Below are 26,494 nucleotides of genomic sequence, written 5' to 3'. Positions count from 1 at the left end.
GGTGGGGCCGCGGGGACGTCACCGGGCGGTGGGAGGTTCCGCCGGGGCTCCCGGATCGGGCACGCGCGGTTCATGCCCGCGTAAACCTGGAGGCGGTGCCTTGGCCGGAGCAGTGACAATGGGTTCCGTGCGCTATCGCATCCTCGGCACCACACAGGCGGTTCGCCCCGACGGTTCGGTCCTCTCGATCGGCGGGGCGCGCCTGCGTGCGCTGCTCACCGTGCTGGCGCTGCGGGCCGGACGCGCCGTGCCCGCGGGGCTGCTCGTGGACGAGGTGTGGGACGGCGATCCGCCCGCCGACGCGGCCGGGGCCCTCCAGGCGCTCGTCGGACGGCTCCGGCGGGCGCTGGGCGCGCAGGCCGTCGCCTCGGCCGACGGCGGGTACCGGCTCGCCGCCGCGCCCGACGACGTCGACCTGCACCGGTTCGAGCGGCTCGCCGACGAGGGTGCGCGGGCGCTGGCCGACGGGGACCCCGCCAAGGCCGCCGTCCTCCTCGACGACGCCCTCGCCCTGTGGCACGGCCCCGCCCTCGCCGACCTGCCCGACCGCACGGTCGAGGCGGCCCGCTGGTCCGCCCGGCGGCTCGACGCCCGGCGGGCCCGGCTCGCCGCCGCCCTCGCCCTCGGCCACGCCGAGCAGGTGCTGCCCGAGCTGACCGCCCTGTGCGGGAACCACCCCCTCGACGAACCCCTCCAGGCCCTGCGCCTGCGCGCCCTGCGTGACGCGGGCCGCACCGCCGAGGCACTGGCCGCGTACGAGGACGTACGACGCGTGCTCGCCGACCGGCTGGGCGCCGACCCGGGACCGGAGCTGCGCGCCCTCCACGCCGACCTGCTCAACCCGGCGCCCCCGCGCGCCGCGGCCTTCCCCACGCCCCCGACACCGGCCGCGGCCCGCACCCACGCCACGACCCCGACGCGTGGCACCGGCGCCGACGACCGGGCCCGCACGTCCGGCGGCGACGGCTGGGCCGGCGGTGGCGACTGGGCGGGAGTGTCGGGCGGCGACCACGCGGCTCCCGTGTCGGACGGTGGCCGTCCGGCCCGGGTGTCGGGCGGCGACCACGCGGCCCGGGTGTCCGGCGGCGACCACTCGGCCGGCGTGTCCGGCGGCGACGACTCGGCCGGCGTGTCCGGCGGCAATTACTCGGCTCCCGTGTCCGGCGGCGACCACGCGGCTCCCGTGTCGGGCGGTGGCCGTCCGGCCCCCGTGTCCGGCGGTGACGACTCGGCCGGCGTGTCCGGTGGCAATTACTCGGCTCCCGTGTCCGGCGGCGACCACGCGGCTCCCGTGTCGGGCGGTGGCCGTCCGGCCCCCGTGTCCGGCGGTGACGACTGGACCGGCGTGTCCGGCGGCAGCCACTCGGCCCCCGTGTCCGGCAGTGACCATCCGGCCCGGGTGTCCGGCGGCGACCACTCGGCCTCCGTCCCCGGCAGTGACCACCCGGCCCCCGTACCCGGCAGTGACCACCCCGCCCGGGTGTCCGGCGGCGACCGCCCGGCCTCCGTCCCCGAAGCCGGCCGCGAGGTCCCGGCGTCCGGCACGGCTTGGCCTGGCGCCGTGCCCTCCGATGCCGGTCGGCCGGCCGCTGTGCCTGGTGCGGCCCCGTCGGACAGGGTCCCCGCCGACGGCTCGCACGACCCTGCGCCCGGCCACGCCCGGTCGGCCTCCGCAGCAGCCCCCGCGACGGGCGCTGCCCCGTCGCCTCACAGGCCGGCTCCCACGCCCGGTGGGACACTCCCGCGCCCAGCTACGGGCGCCTCCGCCGCGACGGCCGTGCCCGGTCCGGACCCGTCGGCCCCCTGGGCCCCCGTGTCCGGCGCTGTCCCGTCCGCCCCCGCCTCCGCCACCCCGACGGCCCCCGTGTCCGACGCCGCCCAGCCGGCCCCCGCGCCGGGCGCCGTCGCCCCGGGGCACCGCCGGGCGGCGGGCGACGTAGCGGGTGTGGCTGTTGGGGACGGGCGTACCCCGCCCCCGGGCAATCTGCGGGCCCGGCTCACCTCGTTCGTCGGGCGGGGCGACGACATCGACCTCATCCGCGGCGACCTTGCCTCCGCCCGGCTCGTGACGCTGCTGGGTCCGGGCGGGGCGGGAAAGACCCGGCTGTCGCAGGAGGCCGCCGAGAACGTCCGGGAGACGGCCCCCGACGGCGTCTGGCTGGCCGAGCTCGCGCCGGTCGACGACCCCGCCGCCGTCCCCGAGGCCGTACTGACCGCGATCGGCGCGCGCGAGACCGTGCTGCACGGCGCCGGCGCCGAGGAGTTCCGCGTCGCCGTCGCCGACCGGCACGACGACCCCGTCGCCCGTCTCGTCGAGCACTGCGCCCGGCGCCGCATGCTGCTCGTCCTCGACAACTGCGAGCACGTCGTGGACGCCGCCGCCCGGCTGGCGGAGGAACTGCTGGCGCGCTGCCCGCACCTCACCGTCCTCGCCACCAGCCGGGAACCCCTCGGGGTGCCGGGAGAGGTGCTGCGGCCCGTGGAGCCGCTGCCCGAGCCGTACGCCCTGCGGCTGCTCGCCGACCGCGGCGCCGCCGCCCGCCCCGGCTTCCGCGTCGACGACGACCCCGAGGCCTGCGCCGAGATCTGCCGCCGCCTCGACGGCCTGCCCCTCGGCATCGAGCTCGCCGCCGCCCGGCTGCGGATGCTCACCCCGCGGCAGATCGCCGACCGGCTCGACGACCGCTTCCGCCTGCTCACCTCCGGCAGCCGCACCGTGCTGCCCCGCCAGCAGACCCTGCGGGCCGTGGTCGACTGGTCCTGGGACCTTCTCGACGAGGACGAACGCGAGGTGCTGCGCCGCCTGTCCGTCTTCGCCGGCGGCTGCGACCTCGACGCCGCCGAGGCCGTGTGCGGGCCCGCCGCCCTGGACGCGCTCGGCTCCCTCGTCGACAAGTCGCTCGTCGTCGCCACCCCGTCCGCCGACGGCGAGATGCGCTACCGGCTCCTGGAGACCGTCGCCGAGTACGCGGGCGAACGCCTGGACGAGGCCGGCCGGCGCCGCGCCACCGAGCGCGCCCATCTGACGCACTACCGCGAACTCGCCCGCACCACCGACCCGTTGCTGCGCCGCTCCGGCCAGCTCGCCGCCGTCGAGCGGCTGGAGCGCGAGTACGAGAACCTGCGCACGGCGCTGCGGCACGCCGTCGCCGAACGCGACGAGCAGGAGGCGCTGTGCCTGGTGCTGTCGCTGGTCTGGTACTGGCAGATGCGCGATCTGCGCATCGAGGCCCGCACCTGGTGCCGCGCGGTCATGGACCTCGGCCCCGACCCCTTCGCCGAACCGGCCGCCGTGGCCGCCCCGGTAACGGAGCCCTGCACCGCCGCACCGCCCCCGATGACCGGCGAGGTGCTGGCGGAGGCCCGGCGCGGGGTGCACCTCGGGCATCTCGCCTGCATGGACACCGAACTGGACGCCTGGCAGACCCCCGAGGCCCAGCGCAAGCTGCGCACCATCGCCGAGGTCTACGCACCGGGGCTGCCGCAGACCTGCCGCAGCCCCGGCATGCTGTCCTTCTACGCCGTGATGCTGACCGGCGACATGGCCCGGCTGTCCGCGCTCATCGACGCCGCCGTCGACACCTGCCGCGCCACCCCCGGCTTCGACTGGGAACTGGCCGCCAGCCTGCAACTGCGCGCCAACGTCCTCGCCAACCGTCCCGACCGGGCGACCGAAGCCGGCCGGGACGCCGACGAGTCGCTGGCGATCTACGAGCGGCTCGGCGACTCCTGGGGCAGCGCCGAGGCACTGTCCGCGCGGGCCGAGAGCCTCGAACGCAAGGGGCGCCACCTGGAGGCCGCCGCCGACTACGAGGCCGCCAGGGAGCACGCCCAGCGGCTCGGCGCCCGCGCCCAGCACGCGATCCTCTCCGCCCGCCTGGGCAGCGCGCTGCTGGAGGCGGGCGAGACCGAGCGGGGCGAGCGGCTGGTGCGCGAGGTGCTCGCCGCGGGCGAGGGGGCGCACAGCGAGGCGATGCCGTTCGGCCGGCTCATCCTCTCCGGGTGGCTCAGCATCACCGGCCGGACCGCCGAGGCCCGCGAGCATCTGCGGATGCTGCGCGAGGAGTTCGTCATCGCGCACTTCGTCGTCTTCGACGCCTTCATCCTCGGCCAGGAGGCCTGGGTGGAGGCCGCCGACGGCCACTACGAGGCGGCCCGGGAGAAGATCAGGCGCGCCCTCGCCCAGGCCGACGACCCGCTGTCGAAGGCGATGGCCCCGCAGCTGGTCTCCTCGTACCTGTTCGTGGCCGCGCTGGCGCTGGTCGGCTGCGACGGCGGACGGCACGCCGAGGACGCCGCCCGCTGCCTGGGCGCCGCCGACGCGCTGCTGCCTCCGGGTTATCTGTGCTCCTCCCTGGAGCGCGGGTCACGTGAGCGCGCCACGGAAGCCGTACGCAGTGCCCTGTCGGCCGCGCGGTTCACGGCCGCGTACGCCGAGGGCGGCGGCCTCTCCCCGCAGGAGGCGGCCGCCCTGGTGTGAACGGTCGGGGTGCGACGGGTTCAGTTCTTCGTCTTGAACTTGTGGATCGCGACCGGCGCCATCACCGCCGTGATCGCCGCCGACCAGCCCAGGGTCACCCAAAGGTCGTGCGCGACCGGGCCGCCCACCATCAGACCGCGGGCCGCGTCCGCGAGCGTGGACAGCGGGTTGTAGTCGGTGAACGCCTGGAGCCAGCCCGGCATCGACGCCGTCGGCGCGAAGATCGACGAGCCGAACTGGAGCGGGAAGAGCACCAGGAAGCCCATCGCCTGCACGGACTGCGCGTTCTTCAGGATCACGCCCAGGGTCAGGAACACCCACATGATCGACGACGCGAACGCCGTGGACAGTCCGACGGCCGCGAACAGTCCGAGCCAGTTGGTGATGTCGAACCCGACCAGGACGGCGACGATCATCAGGACGGTCGTCGCGAACAGCATCCGGACCAGCTCGACCGAGATCTTCGCGAACAGCACCGAGCCGCGCCCGATCGGCAGGGACCGGAAGCGGTCCATGACGCCGGAGTTGAAGTCCTGGCTGAAGCCGGTGCCGACGCCCTGCGAGAGCGTCATGCTCATCATCGCGATCATGCCGGGGATCACGTACTGCACGTACCCGTCCTGCCCGCCGCCCAGGGCCTGCCCGATCGAGCCGCCGAAGACGTAGACGAACAGCAGGGTGAACACGACCGGCATCAGCAGCGCGTCGAACATCGACTCGGGGTCCTGCCGGATCCACAGCAGGTTGCGGCGGATCAGGGCCCCGGTGTGCCGCACATGCCCGCGCAGCGTGATCCGGGCGTCGTCCTTGAGGCCGGGTCCGGCCGTGGTGTCGGGGGCGGCGGTGGCGGCGCTCATACGGCGACCTCCTCGCGGTCGTCGGTGGGCACGGTGTCCTGCGGGGCACTGGCGCGGTGGCCGGTGAGGGACAGGAACACCTCGTCGAGGCTGGGCAGTTCGGTGCTGATGCCGGCGAGCGTGATGCCGCGCGCCGTGACGGCGCCGACCACGGCGGTCAGCTGCTCGTCGCTGAGGATCGGCACCAGCACGGTGCCGCCCTCGGGGTCCACGGTCGTCGTGGCCAGCCCGGTGATGCCCAGCTCGTCCAGCGTGTGGGCCAGTGGCCGCAGCTGCGCCGGGTCGGCCGGCCGCACCCGCAGCGTCCGCCCGCCGACCTTGGCCTTCAGCTCCTCGATCCGGCCGTTCGCGATGACCTTCCCGCGGTCCACGACGGTCAGCTCGGAGGCCAGCTGCTCGGCCTCCTCCATGTACTGCGTGGTCAGCAGGACGGTGACACCGTCGCCGACCATGGCCTTCACCTCGTCCCACACCTCGTTGCGGGTGCGCGGGTCGAGGCCGGTGGTGGGCTCGTCGAGGAAGAGCACGGTCGGCCGGCCGATCATCGACGCGGCCAGGTCGAGCCGCCTGCGCATGCCCCCGGAGTACGTCGACGCCGGCCGCTTGGCCGCGTCCGTCAGCGAGAACCGCTCCAGCAGCTCGTCGGCGCGGGAGCGGGCCTCCTTGCGGGGCAGGTCCAGCAGGCGCCCGATCATGTACAGGTTCTCCCACCCGGGGAGCTTCTCGTCGACCGAGGCGTACTGCCCGGTGAGGCCGATCACCCGGCGCAGCTGCCGGGGCTGGCGCACCACGTCGTAGCCGGCGACGGTGGCCTGGCCGGCGTCGGGCGCCAGCAGCGTGGACAGGATCCGCACCAGGGTCGTCTTGCCGGCGCCGTTCGGCCCCAGCACCCCCATCACGGTGCCCTCACGCACCTCCAGGTCGACACCGTCCAGCGCCCTGGTCTCGCCGTAGTGCTTGACCAGCCCCCGCACGGTCACGGCCGCGCTGCTGGGTTTCTTGTCGATTCGTGTCATACCGCAGACCTTCGCAGCCGCCACCGACAAACGACCGACAGCCGGCCGACAGCGGACCGACGAACAGCCGACACCCGCCCGGCGTGGTCTTCGAGCCGCACCGGAGGCGGGCCGGCGGGCGTGGGGACAGGGAGAGGGGCCGGCGGTCCGCGACCGTCGGCCCCCTCCGTCCGGTGCGTACGGCTACAGCACCGGCAGGCTCTTCCGCAGCTCGAAGGCGGTGACCTCGGAGCGGTACTCGTGCCATTCGGCGCGCTTGTTGCGGAGGAAGAAGTCGAACACGTGCTCGCCCAGGGTCTCGGCGACCAGGTCGCTGCGCTCCATCAGGGACAGGGCCTCGCCCAGGTTCTGGGGCAGCGGCTCGATGCCCATCGCGCGCCGCTCCGCGTCCGACAGCGCCCAGACGTCGTCCTCGGCGCCCGGCGGCAGCTCGTAGCCCTCCTCGATGCCCTTGAGGCCGGCGGCCAGCAGCACGGCGTAGGAGAGGTAAGGATTCGCCCCGGAGTCCAGCGACCGGACCTCGACGCGCGCCGAGCCCGTCTTGCCCGGCTTGTACATCGGGACGCGGACCAGCGCGGAGCGGTTGTTGTGGCCCCAGCAGATGTACGACGGGGCCTCGCCGCCCGCGCCGGCGGTCCGCTCCGAGCCGCCCCAGATGCGCTTGTACGAGTTCACCCACTGGTTGGTGACCGCCGAGATCTCGCCGGCGTGCCGCAGCAGCCCGGCGATGAAGGAGCGGCCCACCTTGGACAACTGGAACTCGGCGCCGGACTCGTAGAACGCGTTCCGGTCACCCTCGAACAGCGACAGGTGGGTGTGCATCCCCGAGCCGGGGTGCTCGGAGAACGGCTTCGGCATGAACGTCGCCTGGAGGTTCTGCTCCAGCGCCACCTGCTTCATGACCAGGCGGAAGGTCATCACGTTGTCCGCGGTGGACAGCGCGTCGGCGTACCGCAGGTCGATCTCCTGCTGGCCGGGACCCCCCTCGTGGTGGGAGAACTCGACCGAGATGCCCATCGACTCCAGCATGGTGATCGCCTGGCGCCGGAAGTCCATGCCGACGTTGGTCGGGGTGTGGTCGAAGTAGCCGGAGTTGTCGGCGGGGGTGGGCACCGTGCCGTCGACCGGCTTGTTCTTCAGCAGGAAGAACTCGATCTCGGGGTGGGTGTAGAAGGTGAAGCCCAGGTCCGAGGCGCGCGCGAGGGCCCGCTTGAGGACGTAGCGGGGATCGGCGAAGGAGGGCGAGCCGTCCGGCATCAGGATGTCGCAGAACATCCGGGCCGTGCCCGGCGTCTCCGCGCGCCACGGCAGGACCTGGAAGGTGGACGGATCGGGCTTGGCGATCATGTCGGACTCGTAGACCCGGGCGAAGCCCTCGATCGCGGAGCCGTCGAAGCCGATCCCCTCGTCGAAGGCCTGCTCCAGCTCGGCCGGGGCCACGGCCACGGACTTCAGGAAGCCCAGCACGTCCGTGAACCACAGGCGTACGAACCGGATGTCGCGCTCCTCCAAGGTCCGGAGCACGAACTCCTGCTGCTTGTCCATCTTCCGATTCCCCATCCTTGCTGGTCAGGCGGTCCGTGTCCCGTCCGCGCGCGGAACGGTCGGGCACCTGAGCATCCCACCACAACAGCGTTTCGTGCGCGTTGCGCACCTTGATCGCCCGGCCGACCCGGCCCCGAACGCCCGCGGTACGGCAGGTGTACGGCGCATGAGCCCATCTTGCCTGCTCGGCCCGGCATCCGTAATGCCCGGCCATTTCTGTGCCCTCCCTACGAGATCGCCGTCCGCGCGCACTACGATCAGCGCACCGTCCGTCCTCCGCTTCCCAGAAGGGCCAGCCCCATGGGTTCCGCCAAGAACAAGAGCAGTGCCTCGCGCAAGGCGCGCATAGAGGAGATGCGGCGCGCGGAGCGTGCCCGCGAGCGTCGCAGCCGGATCCTCACCATCGCGGCCAGCGTGGTCGTCGTCGTCGGTCTGGTCGTCGGCGGTGTGGTGCTGCTCCAGTCGCAGTCGGACGACTCCGACACCGCCGGGGACTCCAAGAACCCCGGCAAGTTCGTCGCCGGCGCGGACGGCGTGCAGACGTGGCAGGGCAAGCTGACCCAGAACCACGTCACCAAGAGCGTGACCTACCCGATGAAGCCCCCGGTCGGCGGCGACCACAACCAGGTGTGGATGAACTGCAACGGCGACGTCTACACCGACGAGATCCCCAACGAGAACGCCGTGCACTCGCTGGAGCACGGCGCGGTCTGGGTGACGTACACGAGCAAGGCCGACAAGGCCGACGTGGACGCGCTGGCGGCGAAGGTGAAGCAGACGCCGTACACGCTGATGAGCCCCCTCGAAGGACAGCAGGCCCCGATCATGCTGTCGGCGTGGGGCCACCAGCGCACGGTGACCGGCGCGGACGACGCCGACGTCGACAAGTTCCTCCAGACCTACGTCCAGGGCAAGCAGACCCCCGAGCCGGGCGCCGCCTGCACGGGCGGGCGCGCGAAGTGACGGCGGCAGTGAGGCGGCAGACGTGAGGCACGCGCAGGCCGGATGGATCGCGGGGGCCGCGGCGGCGCTGCTGGTCGCGGTCGGCGGGATCACGTACGCGGTCGCCCAGGACGGCGGCTCCGGGGCGGGCACGCCCGCGGCCGACTCCGCGGACGCCGGCTTCGCGCGTGACATGGCGGTGCACCACCAGCAGGCCGTGGAGATGTCGTACATCGTGCGGGACCGCACCGAGGACGAGGAGGTGCGGCGGCTCGCGTACGACATCGCGCAGACGCAGGCCAACCAGCGCGGCATGCTGCTGGGCTGGCTGGACCTGTGGGAGCTGCCGAAGGTGTCGCCGGAGCCGATGGACTGGATGGGCATGGGCGGGATGGCCTCCGGCGAGGACGGCGCCCTGATGCCGGGGATGGCGACCCGCACCGAGATGGAGCGGCTCGGCAGGCTGGACGGCAGACAGGCCGAGGTCTTCTACCTCCAGCTCATGACGGACCATCACAAGGGCGGTATCCACATGGCCGAGGGCTGCGTGGACAAGTGCTCGGTGGACGTGGAGAAGCGGCTCGCCCAGGGGATGGTCGAGGGGCAGCAGTCGGAGATCGGGCTGATGGCGGACATGCTGAGGGAACGGGGCGCGGCGCCCCGACGGTAGTCCGGGGCCGCCCCCGGCTGCCGGGGTCCCGGCGTCGCGTGGGGCGGCCCACACCCCCGCGACCCCCCATCGCGTCGCTCTGACGATTACACTGGCCACGTGCCTCAACTACGTCTCGCCCTGAACCAGATCGACTCGCGCGTCGGCGACATCGCCGGGAACGCGGAGACGATCCTCGCCCGGACCCGGCAGTGCGCCGAGCGCGGAGCGCACCTCGTGGCGTTCCCGGAGATGGTGCTGACCGGCTACCCCGTCGAGGACCTCGCCCTGCGCTCGTCCTTCGTCGAGGCCTCCCGCGCGGCCCTGCGCTCGCTCGCGGCCCGGCTGGCCGAGGAGGGCCTCGGGAACCTGCCGGTGGTCGTCGGCTACCTCGACCGCAGCGAGCGCGCGCAGCCGAGGTACGGCCAGCCGGCCGGGGCCCCGCAGAACGCCGCGGCGGTGCTGTACGGCGGCGAGGTGGCGCTCACCTTCGCCAAGCACCACCTGCCGAACTACGGCGTCTTCGACGAGTTCCGCTACTTCGTGCCCGGCGACACCATGCCGGTCGTGCGGGTGCACGGAGTCGACGTGGCGCTGGCCATCTGCGAGGACCTCTGGCAGGACGGCGGCCGGGTGCCGGCGGCGCGTTCGGCGCGGGCCGGGCTGCTGCTGTCGGTCAACGCCTCGCCCTACGAGCGCGACAAGGACGACACCCGGCTGGAACTGGTCCGCAAGCGCGCCCAGGAGGCCGGCTGCACCACCGCCTACCTCGCCATGATCGGCGGGCAGGACGAGCTGGTGTTCGACGGCGACTCGATCGTGGTCGACCGGGACGGCGAGGTCGTGGCGCGGGCGCCGCAGTTCGCGGAGGAGTGCCTGGTCCTGGACCTCGACCTGCCGGCCGCCGACCCCGAGGCCCCGGTCGGCGTGGTGGACGACGGGCTGCGCATCGAGCGGCTGGTGCTGTCCGAGGAGCCGCTGCCGGCCTACGAGCCGGAGCGGACGGGCGACTACGCCGAGCGCCTCGACGACGACGCGGAGGTGTACGCGGCGCTGGTCACGGGCCTGCGGGCGTATGTGCGCAAGAACGGCTTCCGGTCGGTGCTCATCGGACTGTCCGGCGGTATCGACTCGGCGCTGGTGGCGGCGATCGCCTGCGACGCGGTGGGGCCGGAGAACGTGTACGGCGTGTCCATGCCGTCGAAGTACTCCTCCGAGCACTCCCGGGGGGACGCGGCGGAGCTGGCGCGGCGTACGGGGCTGAACTTCCGCACCGTCGCGATCGAGCCGATGTTCGACGCGTACATGGGGTCGCTGGGGCTGACCGGGCTGGCGGAGGAGAACCTCCAGTCCCGGCTGCGCGGGACGCTGCTGATGGCCGTCTCCAACCAGGAGGGCCACATCGTGCTGGCGCCCGGCAACAAGTCGGAGCTGGCGGTGGGGTACTCGACGCTGTACGGCGACTCGGTGGGCGCGTACGGGCCGATCAAGGACGTCTACAAGACGTCGGTGTTCCGGCTGGCCCGATGGCGCAACGTGGCGGCGCAGGAGCAGGGCGAGACGCCGCCGATCCCGGAGAACTCCATCAGCAAGCCGCCGAGCGCGGAGCTGCGGCCGGGGCAGGTCGACACGGACTCCCTGCCGGACTATCCCGTCCTGGACGCGATCCTGGAGCGCTACGTGGACCGGGACGAGGGGGCCGACGTGATCGTGGCGGCCGGGTTCGATCCGGAGCTCGTGGCGAAGACGCTGCGGATGGTGGACACGGCCGAGTACAAGCGGCGGCAGTATCCGCCGGGGACGAAGATCTCGCCGAAGGGCTTCGGCAAGGACCGGCGGCTGCCGATCACCAATGGGTGGCGCGAGACGATGTAGCGGGGGCGCTGCGCTCGCCTGCGGGGCGGGGCGGGGGGTGTGCGGTGCGTGGCCGGGTGCGGGTGGGGTGGTGGCTGGTCGCGCGGTTCCCCGCGCCCCTGGGGGCGTGAGGGTGGCGTCGGGTGTGTGGCTCGGGTCCGGAGCGCTGGGGGTTCGGGTGCGGGTGGGGTGGTGGCTGGTCGCGCGGTTCCCCGCGCCCCTGGGGGCGTGGGGGTGGCGTCGGGTGTGTGGCTCGGGTCCGGAGCGCTGGGGGTTCGGGTGCGGGTGGGGTGGTGGCTGGTCGCGCAGTTCCCCGCGCCCCTGGGGGGTGATGGTTGCGCCGCGTTCATGGCCCAGGGCCGGGACGCTGGGGCCTGACGGTCGGCGCGCGAGCCGTACCCATCCGCAGTCGTGCCCCCTTCAGTGGTGCAGAGCCTCCGTGGGTTCGGGGACGTGGGAGGCCACCAGGCGTTCACGGCCGGTGGCCGGGCCGCGGCGGTCGACCGCGTAGGCCACGGCCGCCACCGCGAGTCCCAGCACCGCCAGCGCCGCGCCCGCCGTCGCCGGCGACGTCGTGCCGAAGCCCGCCGCGAGGGCCAGGCCGCCGATCCAGGCGCCGCCGGCGTTGGCCAGGTTGAAGGCGGCCTGGTTGGCGGAGGAGGCCAGGGACGGCGCCGTCGACGCCTTCTCCATGACCATCAGCTGCAACGGCGAGCCGGTGACGAAGGCCGCCGTACCGAGCAGGACCACGGCGAGCGCCGCGCTCCACTGGGCGGACATCAGCGCCGGGAAGGCGGCGAGCACCACGACCAGCGAGGTGAGGCCGCCGAAGAGGGTGCCCCGCATCGCGTGGTCGGCGAGCCGGCCGCCCAGCAGGTTGCCGATCGTCGCCCCCACGCCGAACAGCGCCAGCAGCAGCGTCACGCTGGTCCCGGCGTACCCCGCGGAGTCGGTGAGCATCGGCGTGATGTAGCTGTAGGCGGCGAACAGCGCGCCGAAGCCGGCGATCGTCGTGCCGAGCGCGAGCCACACCGGCACCGACCGCAGCGCGGCCAGTTCGCCGCGCAGGCCGCCGACGGAGGCGGGCGTGTGGTCGTGCGGGATCAGCACCGCCAGCGAGGCGATCGCCGCCAGCCCGATCACGCTGACGCCGAGGAAGGTCGCCCGCCAGCCGAGGTGCTGCCCCACGAGGGTGGCGACCGGGACCCCGGCGACGTTGGCGACCGTCAGGCCGAGGAACATCAGCGAGACCGAGCGGGCCTTGCGCTCGGGGGCGACCATCCCGGTCGCCACGACGGCGCCGACGCCGAAGAAGGCGCCGTGCGGCAGACCGCTGAGGAAGCGGGCGGCCAGCAGCCAGTGGTGGTCCGGGGCGAACGCCGACAGGGCGTTGCCCACGACGAACAGGACCATCAGGCCGATCAGCACGGTGCGCCGGGACATCCGGGCGGTGACCGCGGCGAGCAGCGGGGCGCCGATGACGACGCCCAGCGCGTACGCGGAGACCAGGTGGCCGGCGGAGGGGATCGAGATGTTCAGGTCGTCCGCGACATCGGGCAGGAGCCCCATCATCACGAACTCGGTCGTACCTATGCCGAAGGCGCCCACGGCGAGGGCGAGCAGGGCCAGGGGCATGACGGGCCTTTCAGAGCGGAGTTCCGTACACCATATGTTCACTGTCGGAACAAATACTCTCAGGCCCAGTATTCCAGCAGGTTAAGGCCGGGTTGCGGTGACCTCGCCCACAGCGTGAGCCCGCCCACACCGCGCAGTTCCCGGACGCGTCCGCTCAGTTCCCCGACGCGCCCATCCGCACCCGTGCCGCGATGGGCAGATGGTCGCTGCCGGTCTGCGGCAGGGTCCACGAACTCATCGGCTCGACGCCCTTGACCATGATCTGGTCGATCCGCGCCATGGGGAACGACGCCGGCCAGCTGAAGCCGAAGCCGCTGCCCGCCGCGCCCTGCGTGGAGCGCATCTGGGCGGTCACGGCGTTGAGCGCGCGGTCGTTCATCGTGCCGTTGAGGTCGCCGAGCAGCACCACCCGGCTCACCCGCTCGTGGGAGATGGCCTCGCCGAGCGCGTCGACACTGGTGTCGCGCTGCCGGGCCGTGAACCCGGCCTCCAGCTTCACCCGCACCGAGGGCAGGTGGGCGACGTAGACGGCGAGCTGCCCGCCGGGCGCGGACACCGTGGCCCGCATGGCGCGGATCCAGCCGAGCTTGATGTCCACGGGCCTGACGTCGGCCAGCGGGTACTTGCTCCACAGCCCGACCGTGCCCTGCACCGAGTGGTACCGGTACGTCGACGCCATCGCCGCCTCGTACGTCGGCACGGCCGAGGCGGTCAGCTCCTCCAGCGCCACCACGTCCGCGCCGGACGCGGCGACGTCGCGGGCGGTGCCGGAGGGATCGGCGTTGTCGGCGTTGACGTTGTGGGTGGCGACGGTGAGGTCGCCGCCGGTGCCGGCCTTGTCGGTGAGCAGCCCGCCGAAGAGGTTGAGCCAGACGGTCGCCGGGACCAGTACCGCGATCAGCGCGACGACCGACCTGCGGACCAGCGCCAGCAGGAGCAGCACCGGCACGAACAGGCCGATCCAGGGCAGGAACGTCTCCGTGAGACTGCCGAGGTTGCCCACGCTGTTCGGGATGTACGCGTGGCCCACCATCACACCGGCGAGGAGCACCGCGACCCCGGCCACGACGAGACCGCGTCGCCAGATGCCGGGGTCGCCGCGCCAGCCGCCGGTCACACGGTCCGCCACGCGCCGAAGCCGAGTGCCCGGGCGTTCGGGTTCCGAGTCGCCGCTCGTCGTCTCCGTCACGTACGCCTGCTGCGCCATACCGTCGCCTCGCTACCTGCCGTGCACACCGTCGTCCCCCGTGCACAAGACCCTAGGGGATGTCCGGCTCCGATCCTGCCGTCACATGACGGCCGTACGGGCACTTAGGACGAACAAGTCCGCGCCCCGGGTTCCGTTTTCGGGGGCCGTGCGCGGCCTCTGTGACGAAACGCGCACATTCGGGTCACCCGGTGGGGGAGCTGACGGGCCGTAGTCCTTCGAGCAGGGTGTCGACCAGCTGTTCCGCGAGGCCTTCGGGGAGTTCGGCGTCGGGGTGCAGCAACGAGCGCACCAGCATGGGGCCGAGGACGATGTCGTGGGCGAGCTCCAGGTCGATGTCGGCGCGGAGTTCGCCCTCCTGCTGTCCGCGCCGCAGCACTTCGAGGCCGAGTCGGCGGCGGGGGGCGATGACGGCGTTGTGGTACGCGTTCCAGATGCGGGGGCTGGTCTTCATCTGCGCGTGCGCGTTGTGCAGGATCGCCGAGGTGCGGTTGGCCAGGCCGCGCCGCCGCAGCGCTTCGAGGAGCACGACGAGGTCGTCGCGCAGGGAGGTGCCGGGCAGTTCGGGATCGGCGGGCTCGACGGAGCGGACGACGTCGACGAGGAGTTCCTCCTTGCCGCGCCAGCGGCGGTAGATGGTCGCCTTGCCGACGCCCGCGGTCCGCGCGATGCGCTCGATGGACAGCTCGGCCAGCGGGACGCCCTCCTCCAGGAGTCTCATCGTGCCGTCGATGATGGCGCGTTCCACGGCCTCGCTGCGGGGACGGCCCCGGACGGGGACCTCGGGCGAGGGGTGGCTTGCGGCGAGGGAGTTCACTGGGCGGCGTCCTTTCCGTGCGTTGCGCTGATTGTCCCGGGTCCGCGGCGGCGCCGGACGCCGTCCGGCGTCGCCGCTGGTGCCGGGGCGTTGCGCGGGGCGACGGGGGCACACGGGATCACGACGACGACGGGGTCAGGCCGTCCCGTCCGCCCCCGCGCGGGCCTGCTGGGGAACCCGGGGGGTGTCCTTCGGCGCGCCGGGGGTCCTGCCCGGCAGGAACGCGGCCACCACCGCCGCGCCCACCAGCGCCACTCCCGCCCCGCACAGCGCCGTGACGTGCATGGCGTCGAGGAAGGCCTGGTGGGCGGGGGTGATCAGGGAGGCGCCCCGGGGGCCCAGGTGGGAGGCGGCCGCCAGGGTCGCCTCGATCGACTCGCCCGCCGTGTGGCGTGCCGCCGGGGGCAGGGCGGCCAGGTGCTGGTCGATCGAGGTGCGGTAGGCGGTGGAGAGGACCGAGCCGAGGACCGCGATGCCGAGGGCGCCGCCGACCTGGCGGAAGGTGTTGCTGAGGGCGGAGGCGGAGCCGGCCTTCTCGCGGGGCAGGGCCTGCATGATGACGACGCTGGTCGGGGTCATGATGTGCGCCATGCCGGCCCCCATGAGGAAGAAGACGACCTCCAGGATCCAGATGGGCGTGTTCTCGTCCAGCGTGGCGAACGCGCCGAGCATCGCCGCGATGACCAGCATGCCGCCGGTGGTCGTCGCCCTGTTGCCGAAGCGGTCGACGACCAGCCGGGCCCGCGGGGCGAAGATCATCTGGGCGGCGGCCAGGGGCAGCATCAGCAGGCCGGTCTCCAGCGGCGAGTAGCCGCGCACGCTCTGGGTGTAGAAGACGGCGAAGAACGTCACGCCCATCAGCGCGAAGAAGACCAGCGCGATGACGGCGATCGCGGCCGAGAACACCTTGTTGCGGAAGTAGCCGATGTCGATGGAGGGGTGGTCGCTGCGCTTCTCGAAGAGCACGAACGCGGTCAGCGCGGCGAGCCCCGACACGATGGCCGCCAGCACCAGCGGGTCCGTGAAGTCGGCCAGCTGGCCGCCCTTGATGATGCCGTAGACCAGCAGGACCAGGCCGACGACGGACAGGGTCACGCCGACGGGATCGATCCGGCCGGGGCTGGGGTCCCGGGAGTCGGGGACGAGCCACAGCATCAGGCCGACGGCGAGGATCACGATCGGCACGTTGACCAGGAAGACCGAGCCCCACCAGAAGTGGTCGAGCAGGATGCCGCCGGTGATCGGGCCGATGGCGATGGCGAGGCCGACGCCGCCCGCCCAGATGCCGATCGCCTTCGGCTGCTCGTCCCGTTCGAAGACGTTCATGAGGACGGCGAGGGTGGCCGGCATGACGAAGGCGGCACCGAAGCCCATCACCGCGCGGAAGGCGATGAGTTCCCCGGGCGAGCCGGAGAAGGCGGCGAGCGCGGAGCCGATGCCGAACATCACGAGCCCGCCGAGCAGGATCTTCTTGCGGCCCAGCCGGTCGCCGAGCAGTCCGGCGCTGAACAGCAGGCCCGCGAAGACGAGGGTGTAGGCGTTGATCGCCCACTCCAGCTCGCTCTGGGTGGCGCCCAGTCCGGTCGGCGCGGGGGTCGAGATCGTCTTGACGGCGACGTTGAGGATCGAGTTGTCGAGCACCACGATCAGCAGGCTCAGCATGAGCACGCCGAGTATGGCCCAGCGGCGCCGGTGCACCGCTTCCGGGACGCGGGTGCCGGGAACGGCGGAAGCAGTCATGTCCGCGAGCCTAGGGAATTACGATACGAGACGGTACCGTATCGTAAAGTCTTTACCTCCCTCTGGCGCGATCCTTACGTCCCGAACCGGCCGGCCCGCGTGCCGGCCGCGCGTGACACCCCGCGTGACGAAGCCCCCCTAGCCCTCCCTGGCACGAGGTGCCACCATGGAACCGGTCCGGGGACGCCGTCAGGGCGCCTCGAGATGACGTAAGGAGCCGTTGCCATGACGCAGCTCTCGGCTGCCCAGAGCGCACCGCAGAAGTCCTCCGACGGCAGCAAGGCGCTGTACGGAGGGAAGGGCACCCGCCGCATCACGGTTCGTGACATCGCCCTCGCCAAGGAGCGCGGCGAGAAGTGGCCCATGCTCACCGCCTACGACGCGATGACCGCGTCCGTCTTCGACGAGGCCGGCATCCCGGTGATCCTCGTCGGTGACTCGGCGGGCAACTGCCACCTCGGGTACGAGACCACCGTGCCCGTCACCCTCGACGAGATGACCATGCTCTCCGCCGCGGTCGTCCGGGGCACCACCCGCCCCCTGATCGTCGGCGACCTGCCGTTCGGTTCCTACCAGGAGGGTCCGGTGCAGGCGCTGCGCTCGGCCACCCGGCTGGTGAAGGAGGCCGGCGTGCAGGCCGTGAAGCTGGAGGGCGGTGAGCGCTCGCACGAGCAGATCCGCCTGCTGGTCGACTCCGGCATCCCGGTCATGGCCCACATCGGCCTCACCCCGCAGTCCGTCAACGCCATGGGCTACCGGGTGCAGGGGCGCGGCGAGGAAGCGGCGCAGCAACTGCTGCGGGACGCCAAGGCCGTGCAGGACGCGGGGGCGTTCGCGGTGGTGCTGGAGCTGGTGCCGGCGGAGCTGGCCGCCGAGGTGACGCGCACGCTGCAGATCCCGACGGTCGGGATCGGCGCGGGCGCGGAGACCGACGCCCAGGTGCTGGTGTGGACCGACATGCTGGGCCTGACCGCCGGGCGGGTGCCGAAGTTCGTGAAGCAGTACGCCGACCTGCGCGCGGTGATGGGGAACGCGGCGAAGGCGTTCGCCGAGGACGTCGTCGGCGGGTCGTTCCCGCTGGAGGAGCACTCCGTCCACTGAGCCACCGCCGCACCGAGGGCAGCCCGCCGATCATCCCCCGTCGGCGGGCTGCCGTCTTTGCGGCCGCGCGGCCGGCGCCGCGTCAGCCCTGACCGCTCGCCGCGTCGCGCAGGACCTGGTGCAGCGGGGCCGTGGCGCGCCTGCGGTACTCCTGGACCGACCAGCCGTTGCCGTCGGGGTCCTTGAAGTACATGAACGTGGCGCCGTCGTCGGGGGCGTACTGGACGGGCTCGGAGACCTCGAGGCCCCGCTCGACCAGTTCCGCGCGGGCCGCCTTGATGTCGGCGACACAGAGCTGCAGGCCCTGGTAGGAGCCGGGTTCGGGCTTCGTCTCGGCCTGCGTCATGTCCCAGATGCTCTCGCCCAGGGCGATCGAGCAGCCGGATCCGGGAGGGGTGAGCTGGACGATCCGCATGCCCGGCATGACCTCCTGGTCGATGTCGACATGGAAGCCGACCTTGTCCCGGTAGAAGTCCCGGGCCCGGTCGATGTCGCTCACCGGCAGCGGGATCACTTCGAGTGTGAAGTCCATCTGTGCTCCTCCAGGTCGATCGCCAACGCGTCTGGCTGAACGGCTCACCCTCACCGAAGCCGAAATCCGTACGCGGCGCCACCGAAAAGACAAAAAGGCAGCCGTCGCGCACCTCGAAGTGCCGGAGCGCGCCGTACGTGGCCTCCCGGGCCGCCGCGAGTTCGCGCAGCCGCCCCTCGTCCGTCACCCGCACGGCCTCGCCCCCGGCCACCAGCACACGCGCACGCCCGTCCGGACGGACCGCCGAGATCCCGAACAGCTCCCGGGTCGTCCGTCGGTCTCGTCGGCGCCTGTCACCGGCGGGCCGGTTAGGCTCGGCTCGTACCACGCTGATCCGGACGGGAGGGCGAAGGATGACGCCGGGGCGCAGAAGCAGTACCTTCACGCGGCTGCTGCGGCACGGCTTCACCGACCCGTCGGGTGCCGAGCGCCTGCTGGAGGAGGCCGGGCTCGGCGCCGTCCGCGACGATCCGGTGCTGCTGGAGGCGCTGGGCGCCACCGCCGACCCCGACCTCGCGCTGGACGGCATGGTGCGGCTGCTGGAGGCGCAGCCCGACCCCACCGCGCGCCGTGAACTCCTCGACACCCTCACCGCCTCCAAGCCGTTGCGCGACCGGCTCCTCGGGGTCCTCGGCGCCTCCGCCGCCCTCGCCGAGCACCTGGCCCGGCACGTCGGTGACTGGCAGGCGCTGGTCACCTACGAGCCGCGGGACCTGCACCGAGGCGTCGCGGAGTTCGAGCGCGGGCTCGCCGAGGCGGCCGACCCGGTGGCGCTGCGCGTCGCCTACCGGCGCTGCCTGCTCTCCATCGCCGCCCGCGACGTGTGCGGCACCATCGACATCGAGGAGACCGCGGCCGAGCTCGCCGACCTCGCCACCGCGACCCTGCGCCGCGCCCTCGCCCTGGCCTGCGCCGACGCGCCCGGCGACGCCGGGATGTGCCGGCTCGCGGTGATCGCGATGGGCAAGTGCGGCGGCCACGAGCTGAACTACGTCTCGGACGTGGACGTCATCTTCGTCGCGGAGGGCGTCGAGGGCGCCGACGAGGGCAAGGCGCTCCAGGCCGCCACCCGGCTCGCCTCGCACATGATGCGGATCTGCTCGGAGACCACCGTCGAGGGCTCCATCTGGCCCGTCGACGCCAACCTCCGCCCCGAGGGCAGAAACGGTCCGCTGGTGCGCACGCTCAGCAGCCACGTCGCCTACTACCAGCGCTGGGCCAAGACCTGGGAGTTCCAGGCCCTGCTCAAGGCCCGGCCGGTCGCCGGCGACCTCGCCCTCGGCGAGGAGTACGTCGCCGCCCTCGGCCCCCTCGTGTGGCACGCCGCCGAGCGGGAGAACTTCGTCGCCGACGTGCAGAAGATGCGGCGCCGGGTGGTGGAGAACATCCCGGTCGCCGAGGTCGACCGCGAACTGAAGCTCGGCCCGGGCGGCCTGCGCGACGTCGAGTTCGCCGTGCAGCTCCTTCAGTTGGTGCACGGGCGGGCGGACGCCTCGCTGCACAGCGGTTCCACCCTCGAGGCGCTGCGGTCGCTGGCCGCGGGCGGGTACGTCGGGCGCGCCGACGCCACCCAGCTGGAGGAGGCGTACCGGTTCCTGCGCTCCATGGAGCACCGCATCCAGCTCTTCCGGCTGCGCCGCACCCACCTCGTCCCCGAGGCCGAGGCCGACCAGCGGCGCCTCGGCCGCTCCCTGGGCCTGCGCGCCGATCCGGTGGCCGAGCTGAACCGCGAGTGGAAGCGGCACGCCGCCGTCGTCCGCCGGCTGCACGAGAAGCTCTTCTACCGGCCGCTGCTCGACGCTGTCGCCCAACTCGCCCCTGGGGAAACCCGGTTGAGTGCCGAGGCGGCACGTGAACGACTCGTCGCGCTCGGGTACGCCGACCCCGCCGCGGCGCTGCGGCATCTGGAGGCGCTCGCCTCCGGCGTCAGCCGCAAGGCGGCGATCCAGCGGACCCTGCTGCCGGTCCTCCTCGGCTGGTTCGCGGACTCCGCCGACCCCGACGCCGGGCTGCTCAACTTCCGCAACGTCTCCGACGCGTTGGGCAAGACCCCCTGGTACCTGCGGCTGCTGCGCGACGAGGGCGCGGCCGCCGAGAACCTCGCCCGTGTGCTGTCCGCCGGGCGGCTCGCCCCCGACCTGCTGATGCGCGCCCCGGAGGCCGTGGCCCTGCTGGGCGACGGCGACGGGGGAGGACTCGAACCCCGCCCCCGCGCCCATCTGGAGCAGGAGGTCCTCGCGGCGGTCGGCCGCGCCGACGGCGCCGAGCAGGCGGTCGCGGCGGCGCGTGGCGTACGCCGCCGGGAGCTGTTCCGCACGGCCGCCACGGACATCGTCGGCTCCTACGGCACCGAGGCCCACCCCGTCGGCGCCGACCAGGGCGCGCTGGTGGACCTGGTCGGCGGGGCCGTGTCCGACCTGACGGCGGCGACCCTGGCGGGCACCTTGCGGGCGGTGGTGCGCGACGGCTGGGGCGACACCCTGCCGACCCGCTTCACCATGATCGGAATGGGCCGGTTCGGCGGGCACGAGCTGGGCTACGGCTCCGACGCGGACGTGCTGTTCGTGCACGAGCCCCAGGAGGGCGCCGACGAGCGCGAGGCGTCCGACGCCGCGAACCGGGTCGTCTCCGAGATGCGCCGGCTGCTCCAGCGGCCGAGCACCGACCCGCCGCTGCTGATCGACGCCGACCTGCGCCCGGAGGGCAAGTCCGGACCGCTGGTGCGCACCCTGAAGTCGTACGAGGCCTACTACCGCCGCTGGTCCCTGGTCTGGGAGTCGCAGGCGCTGCTCCGCGCCGAACCGGTGGCCGGCGACGAGGACCTGGGCCGCCGCTTCGTCTCGCTGATCGATCCGCTGCGCTACCCGGAGCAGGGGCTCGGGGACGAGGCCGTACGCGAGATCCGCCGGCTGAAGGCACGTATGGAGTCCGAGCGGCTGCCCCGGGGCGCCGACCCCAAGCTGCACACCAAGATCGGTCCGGGCGGGCTGTCCGACGTGGAGTGGACCGTGCAGCTGATGCAGTTGCGGCACGGTTACGAGGTGCCGGGACTGCGCACCACCCGCACCCGTGAGGCGCTGCGCGCGGCGCGGGAGGCCGGGCTGATCTCCGCGGAGGACGCCGCGACCCTGGACGAGGCGTGGGTGCTCGCGACGCGGGTGCGCAACGCCGTGATGCTGGTGCGCGGCCGCGCCGGGGACACCTTCCCGTCGCACACGCGGGAGCTGGCGGCGGTGGGGCGCTACCTGGGCTACGGGCCGGGCCACGTGGGCGACATGCTCGACGCGTACCGGCGAACGGCCCGACGGGCCAGGACCGTCGTGGACTCGCTGTTCTACGAGGGGTAGGGGCCGGACGCGGGGCCGTCGGCCGCGCGCCCTACGCCTGCCTCGGGACCAGAAGCCTGCTCTGCGCGGCCACCCGGGGCAGCGCGTGCGGCAGCTTGCCGTACCACGCGCGTGCCACGCCGTAGCCGAAGGTGAGGCAGAGCATGCCGCCGACCGCGTCCAGCCAGAAGTGGTTGGCGGTCGCGACGATGACGACCAGGGTGAGCGTGGGGTAGAGCAGACCGAGGACCCGGACCCAGGGCACGGTCGCCAGCGCGAAGATCGTCAGGCCGCACCACAGGGACCAGCCGATGTGCATGGACGGCATCGCGGCGTACTGGTTGGACATGCTCTTCAGGTCGCCGGAGGCCATGGACCCCCACGTCTGATGGATCATGACCGTGTCGATGAAGTGGCCGCCGTTCATCAGCCGGGGCGGGGCGAGCGGATACAGGTAGTAACCGACCAGCGCCACACCGGTGGTGGCGAAGAGCACCATCCGGGTCGCCGCGTAACGCCCGGGATGGCCACGGTAGAGCCACACGAGGACACCCAGGGTGACGACGAAGTGCAGTGTCGCGTAGTAGTAGTTCATGCCGACGATCAGCCAAGTCACCGAGTTCACGGCGTGGTTGACCGACTGCTCGACGGCGACGCCCAGCTGCTGCTCGGCCTTCCAGATCCAGTCCGCGTTGCGCAGCGCCTCGGCCTTCTGCTCCGGAACCGCGTTGCGGATCAGGGAGTAGGTCCAGTAACTCACCGCGATCAACAGGATCTCGAACCACAGCCGAGGCCGGCGCGGAGTCCGCAGCCGGCGCAGGAAACCCGCCCCCGTGTCGTCCGCGACGGGGTGCGGAACGGCCTCTTCGCGGCCTTCCGGTGTCGTCACGGTCGTCTCACCCATGGGCACAGAGTCTGCCAGAAAAGCCATGCCCGTCCGATCATCCCCTGGTGGGGTTCAGCACGCACGTTCTACGGCTGCGGGAGGCGTCCTTCTCGTCCCCGCGTACCGGACGCGGCGGAGGGTTCTCCGACCTAGGGACGATTCCGTTCCCCAGGGGCCGAAGCGGTGGAACCGCGCACCACCAGCTCCGGCATGAACACGAACTCGCTGTGCGGCGCGGGCGTCCCGCCGATCTCCTCCAGCAACGTACGCACCGCCGCCTGGCCCATGGCCGGCACCGGCTTGCGGACGGTGGTGAGCGGCGGGTCGGTGAAGGCGATCAGCGGGGAGTCGTCGAAGCCCACGACCGAGACGTCCGTCGGGACCTCCAGGCCCTGCTGGCGGGCCGCGCGTATGGCCCCGAGGGCCATCATGTCGCTGGCGCACACCACCGCCGTGCAGTCGCGGGCGATGAGCGCGGTGGCGGCGGCCTGGCCGCCCTCCAGGGTGTACAGCGAGTGCTGGACGAGCTCCGTCTCGACGGTCTGCGGGCTCAGTCCGAGCTGGTCCTGCATCGCCCGGACGAAGCCCTCGATCTTGCGCTGCACGGGGACGAACCGTTTCGGGCCGAGGGCCAGGCCTATCCGGGTGTGGCCGAGGGAGACGAGGTGGGTGACCGCCAGGGTCATCGCCGCCCGGTCGTCGGGGGAGATGAAGGGCGCCTGCACCTTCGGGGAGAAGCCGTCCACCAGGACGAAGGGCACGCCCTGCGCGCGCAGCTGCTCGTAGCGCTGCATGTCGGCGGTGGTGTCGGCGTGCAGGCCCGAGACGTAGATGATGCCGGCCACACCGCGGTCGACCAGCATCTCGGTCAGCTCGTCCTCGGTGGAGCCGCCGGGGGTCTGGGTGGCCAGCACCGGGGTGTAGCCCTGCCGGGTCAGCGCCTGACCGATGACCTGCGCCAGGGCCGGGAATATCGGGTTCTCCAGCTCCGGGGTGATCAGGCCGACCAGACCCGCGCTGCGCTGGCGCAGCCGTACCGGGCGCTCGTAGCCGAGCACGTCGAGTGCGGCCAGCACGGACTGGCGGGTGGTCGAGGCGACGCCGGGCTTCCCGTTGAGGACGCGGCTGACCGTCGCTTCGCTCACCCCCGCCTGAGCAGCGATGTCGGCAAGCCGTGTGGTCACGGCACTGGACTGTACCGGCCGTATGTCGCCTTGCACACCAATCGGACGCCGGGTACGGGCGGTTGACCGGCGCGCTGGCGGTTGCTGCGGCATGGCGTCCCTTCGTGAAACGGATGGCAAGAGCTTGCAGAGTCTTGCACAACACGGTCCGTGCCCGCTCAACCCCGTAGAACAACGGTCTCACGGCGGTCGACCGCAGGTCACGCGCGGATAACTTCAGTGATGCCTTGCACTTTTTTTCTGCAAGGTCTTTCGCAACGCTTACATCGCTGTTACGTTCACGGTCGCCCGGCGGCGGCAACGGCGCAGTCGGTAAGTCGACAGGGGCGGTGGACGGGACCACCCCTGGTAACACGGGCTTTCACCCTCAAGGAGAACTCATGCGGCGTGGCATAGCGGCCACCGCGCTGGTGGCGTCCCTCGCCCTCGCGGCGACGGCCTGCGGCGGAGACGACAGCGGCGACTCGGCCGACGGCCCGGTCACCATCACCTGGTGGGACACCTCCAACGCCACCAACGAGGCACCGACGTACCAGGCCTTGGTCAAGGAGTTCGAGGCCGCCAACAAGGACATCAAGGTCAAGTACGTCAACGTGCCCTTCGACCAGGCGCAGAACAAGTTCGACACGGCCGCCGGCTCCAAGGGCGCCCCGGACATCCTGCGCTCCGAGGTCGGCTGGACGCCCGCCTTCGCCAAGAAGGGCTACTTCCTGCCGCTGGACGGCACGGACGCCCTCGCCGAGCAGGACAAGTTCCAGTCCAGCCTGATCGAGCAGGCCAAGTTCGAGGGCAAGACCTACGGCGTGCCCTTCACCACGGACACGCTCGCGCTGGTCTACAACAAGGAGCTCTTCGCCGAGGCCGGCGTCGAGGCCCCCAAGACCTGGGACGACCTGAAGAAGGCCGCCGCCACCATCAAGACGAAGACCGGAGTGGACGGCTACTGGGGCTCGACCCAGGCCTACTACGCCCAGTCCTTCCTCTACGGCGAGGGCACCGACACCGTCGACGCCGAGGCCAAGAAGATCACGGTCAAGTCGCCCGAGGCGCAGAAGGCGTACGAGACCTGGCTGGGCCTCTTCGAGGGCAAGGGCCTGCACAAGGCCGACACCACCGCCGACGCCTACGCCCACATCCAGGACGCGTTCGTCAACGGCAAGGTCGCCGCGATCATCCAGGGCCCCTGGGAGATCACGAACTTCTACAAGGGCTCCGCGTTCAAGGACAAGCAGAACCTGGGCATCGCCACCGTCCCGGCCGGCTCCACCGGCAAGGCGGGCGCCCCGACCGGCGGCCACAACCTCTCCGTGTACGCCGGCTCCGACGAGGCCCACCAGAAGGCCGCGCTGAAGTTCGTCAACTTCATGACCTCGGCGAAGGCGCAGGAGACCATCGCCCTGAAGAACTCCACGCTGCCCACCCGCGACGACGCCTACACCGCCGAGGTCAAGGCCGACCCGGGCATCGCCGGCTACCAGGGCGTCCTCGCCGCCGCCCAGCCGCGCCCGGCGCTGCCCGAGTACAGCTCGCTGTGGGGCCCGCTGGACACGGAGCTGCCCAAGGTCGCCGGCGGCAAGGAGTCCCTGGACGAGGGGCTGAGCAACGCCGAGACCGCGATCGCCAAGCTGGTGCCGGACTTCGCCAAGTGACGACCGCGTGGCCGCCGGGTCCGCCTGCCCCAGGGGGGGACGGACCCGGCGGCCACCGGCCTGTGCGTCATGCCCCTTGATCCGCAGACCCATACGAAGGTTGTCGAACCATGACAGTCGCCGTCCAGCGCCTGAGGCGCAGCTACCAGAAGCACTGGTACGCCTACGCGATGATCGCCCCCGTGGTCGTCGTGCTCGGCGTCCTGGTGCTGTATCCGCTGGCGTACGGTCTCTACCTGACGCTCACGGACGCCAACAGCCTCAACACGGCGCGCACGATCGGCGTCAACGAGATCGAGGCCACCTACAAGTTCATCGGCTTCGACAACTACGCGGACATCCTGTGGGGTGAGACCGCCTACGACCGCTTCTGGTCGCACTTCATCTGGACGATCGTCTGGACGGCGACCTGCGTCGGGCTGCACTTCTCGATCGGCCTGGGCCTCGCCCTGCTGCTCAACCAGAAGCTGCGCGGCCGCACCTTCTACCGGCTGATCATGGTCCTGCCCTGGGCCGTGCCCACCTTCGTCACCGTCTTCGGCTGGCGCTTCATGCTCGCCGACGGCGGCATCATCAACTCCGCGCTGGAATTCCTGCACCTGCCGGCCCCGCTGTGGCTGGAGGACACCTTCTGGCAGCGGTTCGCCGCGATCATGGTGAACACCTGGTGCGGTGTGCCGTTCATGATGGTCTCGCTCCTCGGCGGCCTGCAGTCCATCGACACCACGCTCTACGAGGCCGCGGAGATGGACGGCGCGAGCGCCTGGCAGCGCTTCCGCTACGTCACCCTGCCGGGCCTGCGCTCGGTCAGCTCCACCGTCGTGCTGCTCGGTGTGATCTGGACCTTCAACCAGTTCGCGGTGATCTTCCTGTTGTTCGGCACCACTGCGCCGGATGCCCAGATCCTCGTCACCTGGGCGTACTACCTGGGCTTCGGACAGCAGCCACGCGACTTCGCACAGTCCGCCGCCTACGGCATCCTGCTGCTGGCCATCCTGATCGTCTTCACCTCCGTCTACCGCCGCTGGCTGAACCGCAACGACCAGCAGCTCGCGATCTGAGGCAGGAGTCCCC

The 26,494-nt window shown here is 72.3% G+C and carries 18 protein-coding genes; 8 read left to right on the top strand and 10 right to left on the bottom strand.

All coding sequences use genetic code 11. The features are described from left to right. Nucleotides 1-118 precede the first annotated feature (118 nt). Nucleotides 119-4,480: a BTAD domain-containing putative transcriptional regulator gene (locus ACIP2X_RS25045; RefSeq protein WP_401676609.1), complete on the top strand. Its 4,362-nt coding sequence runs from the start codon at nt 119-121 to the stop codon at nt 4,478-4,480. Nucleotides 4,481-4,500: 20 nt separating this feature from the next. Here the strand turns inward: ACIP2X_RS25045 and ACIP2X_RS25040 are convergent, their stop codons facing one another. The 3 genes from ACIP2X_RS25040 to ACIP2X_RS25030 all read right to left on the bottom strand — a co-directional run bounded on the left by ACIP2X_RS25040 (nt 4,501) and on the right by ACIP2X_RS25030 (nt 7,898). Then, nucleotides 4,501-5,337 carry an ABC transporter permease gene (locus ACIP2X_RS25040; RefSeq protein WP_401676608.1) on the bottom strand — a complete coding sequence of 279 codons (837 nt, stop codon included), beginning with the start codon at nt 5,335-5,337 and terminating at the stop codon, nt 4,501-4,503. Then, nucleotides 5,334-6,353 (bottom strand): ATP-binding cassette domain-containing protein, encoded by a 1,020-nt coding sequence (locus ACIP2X_RS25035; protein WP_401676607.1) that lies wholly within the window; start codon nt 6,351-6,353, stop codon nt 5,334-5,336. Before ACIP2X_RS25035 ends, ACIP2X_RS25040 begins: the two co-directional genes overlap by 4 nt. Nucleotides 6,354-6,536: 183 nt before the next feature. Then, nucleotides 6,537-7,898: a glutamine synthetase family protein gene (locus ACIP2X_RS25030; RefSeq protein ID WP_401676606.1), complete on the bottom strand. Its 1,362-nt coding sequence runs from the start codon at nt 7,896-7,898 to the stop codon at nt 6,537-6,539. 300 nt (nt 7,899-8,198) lie between these two features. On the opposite strand from ACIP2X_RS25030, the gene ACIP2X_RS25025 reads away from it, so the two are divergent. The 3 genes from ACIP2X_RS25025 to ACIP2X_RS25015 all read left to right on the top strand — a co-directional run bounded on the left by ACIP2X_RS25025 (nt 8,199) and on the right by ACIP2X_RS25015 (nt 11,364). Beyond that, entirely contained in the window at nt 8,199-8,861 is a 663-nt protein-coding gene (locus tag ACIP2X_RS25025; RefSeq protein ID WP_401676605.1) for a DUF3105 domain-containing protein, read from the top strand. Between the two features lie 22 nt (nt 8,862-8,883). Continuing rightward, nucleotides 8,884-9,510: a DUF305 domain-containing protein gene (locus ACIP2X_RS25020; RefSeq protein ID WP_401676604.1), complete on the top strand. Its 627-nt coding sequence runs from the start codon at nt 8,884-8,886 to the stop codon at nt 9,508-9,510. A gap of 99 nt (nt 9,511-9,609) precedes the next feature. Continuing rightward, nucleotides 9,610-11,364 carry an NAD+ synthase gene (locus ACIP2X_RS25015; RefSeq protein WP_401676603.1) on the top strand — a complete coding sequence of 585 codons (1,755 nt, stop codon included), beginning with the start codon at nt 9,610-9,612 and terminating at the stop codon, nt 11,362-11,364. 399 nt (nt 11,365-11,763) lie between these two features. Here ACIP2X_RS25015 and ACIP2X_RS25010 read toward each other — a convergent pair whose 3' ends face one another. The 4 genes from ACIP2X_RS25010 to ACIP2X_RS24995 form a co-directional block, all read right to left on the bottom strand. Continuing rightward, a complete protein-coding gene (locus tag ACIP2X_RS25010; protein WP_401676602.1) occupies nt 11,764-12,978 on the bottom strand; it encodes an MFS transporter in 1,215 nt (404 codons plus the stop codon). Nucleotides 12,979-13,132: 154 nt separating this feature from the next. Continuing rightward, nucleotides 13,133-14,185, bottom strand: a complete 1,053-nt coding sequence (locus ACIP2X_RS25005; RefSeq protein WP_401676601.1) for an endonuclease/exonuclease/phosphatase family protein — start codon at nt 14,183-14,185, stop codon at nt 13,133-13,135. 184 nt (nt 14,186-14,369) lie between these two features. Next, the gene (locus tag ACIP2X_RS25000) at nt 14,370-15,002 is read right to left on the bottom strand and encodes a TetR/AcrR family transcriptional regulator (RefSeq protein ID WP_401676600.1); all 633 of its coding nucleotides are present in this window, start codon (nt 15,000-15,002) and stop codon (nt 14,370-14,372) included. A gap of 135 nt (nt 15,003-15,137) precedes the next feature. Continuing rightward, nucleotides 15,138-16,742 (bottom strand): MFS transporter, encoded by a 1,605-nt coding sequence (locus ACIP2X_RS24995; RefSeq protein WP_401676599.1) that lies wholly within the window; start codon nt 16,740-16,742, stop codon nt 15,138-15,140. 225 nt (nt 16,743-16,967) lie between these two features. Between ACIP2X_RS24995 and panB the strand changes: the two genes are divergently transcribed. Beyond that, the gene (panB, locus tag ACIP2X_RS24990; RefSeq protein ID WP_401676598.1) at nt 16,968-17,843 is read left to right on the top strand and encodes a 3-methyl-2-oxobutanoate hydroxymethyltransferase; all 876 of its coding nucleotides are present in this window, start codon (nt 16,968-16,970) and stop codon (nt 17,841-17,843) included. Between the two features lie 82 nt (nt 17,844-17,925). Here the strand turns inward: panB and ACIP2X_RS24985 are convergent, their stop codons facing one another. Then, entirely contained in the window at nt 17,926-18,375 is a 450-nt protein-coding gene (locus ACIP2X_RS24985) for a VOC family protein (RefSeq protein WP_401676597.1), read from the bottom strand. A 353-nt stretch (nt 18,376-18,728) separates the two neighbouring features. Here ACIP2X_RS24985 and ACIP2X_RS24980 point away from each other — a divergent pair, with 353 nt between their 5' ends. Continuing rightward, nucleotides 18,729-21,722, top strand: coding sequence for a bifunctional [glutamine synthetase] adenylyltransferase/[glutamine synthetase]-adenylyl-L-tyrosine phosphorylase (locus ACIP2X_RS24980; protein WP_401676596.1), 2,994 nt, complete (start codon nt 18,729-18,731; stop codon nt 21,720-21,722). 31 nt (nt 21,723-21,753) lie between these two features. On the opposite strand, the gene ACIP2X_RS24975 is transcribed toward ACIP2X_RS24980, so the two are convergent. Then, nucleotides 21,754-22,605 carry a phosphatase PAP2 family protein gene (locus ACIP2X_RS24975; protein ID WP_401676595.1) on the bottom strand — a complete coding sequence of 284 codons (852 nt, stop codon included), beginning with the start codon at nt 22,603-22,605 and terminating at the stop codon, nt 21,754-21,756. A gap of 131 nt (nt 22,606-22,736) precedes the next feature. Continuing rightward, on the bottom strand, nt 22,737-23,771 hold the full coding sequence (locus ACIP2X_RS24970) for a LacI family DNA-binding transcriptional regulator (protein ID WP_401676594.1): 1,035 nt from the start codon (nt 23,769-23,771) through the stop codon (nt 22,737-22,739). 380 nt (nt 23,772-24,151) lie between these two features. Between ACIP2X_RS24970 and ACIP2X_RS24965 the strand changes: the two genes are divergently transcribed. Further along, complete coding sequence (locus tag ACIP2X_RS24965; protein WP_401676593.1) at nt 24,152-25,420, top strand: extracellular solute-binding protein; 1,269 nt, start codon at nt 24,152-24,154, stop codon at nt 25,418-25,420. Between the two features lie 110 nt (nt 25,421-25,530). Further along, the gene (locus ACIP2X_RS24960) at nt 25,531-26,481 is read left to right on the top strand and encodes a carbohydrate ABC transporter permease (RefSeq protein ID WP_401676592.1); all 951 of its coding nucleotides are present in this window, start codon (nt 25,531-25,533) and stop codon (nt 26,479-26,481) included. The last annotated feature ends 13 nt before the right edge of the window (nt 26,482-26,494 follow it).

Origin of the sequence: Streptomyces sp. NPDC089424, from assembly GCF_044749345.1 — a bacterium.
GTDB lineage: Bacteria > Actinomycetota > Actinomycetes > Streptomycetales > Streptomycetaceae > Streptomyces.
The sequence above is the reverse complement of the archived record's forward strand: the minus strand, read 5'-3'. Positions and strand labels throughout refer to the sequence as shown.

Excerpts from the sequence above, each read along its gene's own strand:
- ACIP2X_RS25045 (WP_401676609.1), top strand. The coding sequence starts at position 119 with ATGGGTTCCGTGCGCTATCGCATCCTCGGCACCACACAGGCGGTTCGC.
- ACIP2X_RS25040 (WP_401676608.1), bottom strand. The coding sequence starts at position 5,337 with ATGAGCGCCGCCACCGCCGCCCCCGACACCACGGCCGGACCCGGCCTC.
- ACIP2X_RS25035 (WP_401676607.1), bottom strand. The coding sequence starts at position 6,353 with ATGACACGAATCGACAAGAAACCCAGCAGCGCGGCCGTGACCGTGCGG.
- ACIP2X_RS25030 (WP_401676606.1), bottom strand. The coding sequence starts at position 7,898 with ATGGACAAGCAGCAGGAGTTCGTGCTCCGGACCTTGGAGGAGCGCGAC.
- ACIP2X_RS25025 (WP_401676605.1), top strand. The coding sequence starts at position 8,199 with ATGGGTTCCGCCAAGAACAAGAGCAGTGCCTCGCGCAAGGCGCGCATA.
- ACIP2X_RS25010 (WP_401676602.1), bottom strand. The coding sequence starts at position 12,978 with ATGCCCCTGGCCCTGCTCGCCCTCGCCGTGGGCGCCTTCGGCATAGGT.
- ACIP2X_RS25005 (WP_401676601.1), bottom strand. The coding sequence starts at position 14,185 with ATGGCGCAGCAGGCGTACGTGACGGAGACGACGAGCGGCGACTCGGAA.
- ACIP2X_RS24995 (WP_401676599.1), bottom strand. The coding sequence starts at position 16,742 with ATGACTGCTTCCGCCGTTCCCGGCACCCGCGTCCCGGAAGCGGTGCAC.
- panB (WP_401676598.1), top strand. The coding sequence starts at position 16,968 with ATGACGCAGCTCTCGGCTGCCCAGAGCGCACCGCAGAAGTCCTCCGAC.
- ACIP2X_RS24985 (WP_401676597.1), bottom strand. The coding sequence starts at position 18,375 with ATGGACTTCACACTCGAAGTGATCCCGCTGCCGGTGAGCGACATCGAC.
- ACIP2X_RS24980 (WP_401676596.1), top strand. The coding sequence starts at position 18,729 with ATGACGCCGGGGCGCAGAAGCAGTACCTTCACGCGGCTGCTGCGGCAC.
- ACIP2X_RS24975 (WP_401676595.1), bottom strand. The coding sequence starts at position 22,605 with ATGGGTGAGACGACCGTGACGACACCGGAAGGCCGCGAAGAGGCCGTT.
- ACIP2X_RS24965 (WP_401676593.1), top strand. The coding sequence starts at position 24,152 with ATGCGGCGTGGCATAGCGGCCACCGCGCTGGTGGCGTCCCTCGCCCTC.
- ACIP2X_RS24960 (WP_401676592.1), top strand. The coding sequence starts at position 25,531 with ATGACAGTCGCCGTCCAGCGCCTGAGGCGCAGCTACCAGAAGCACTGG.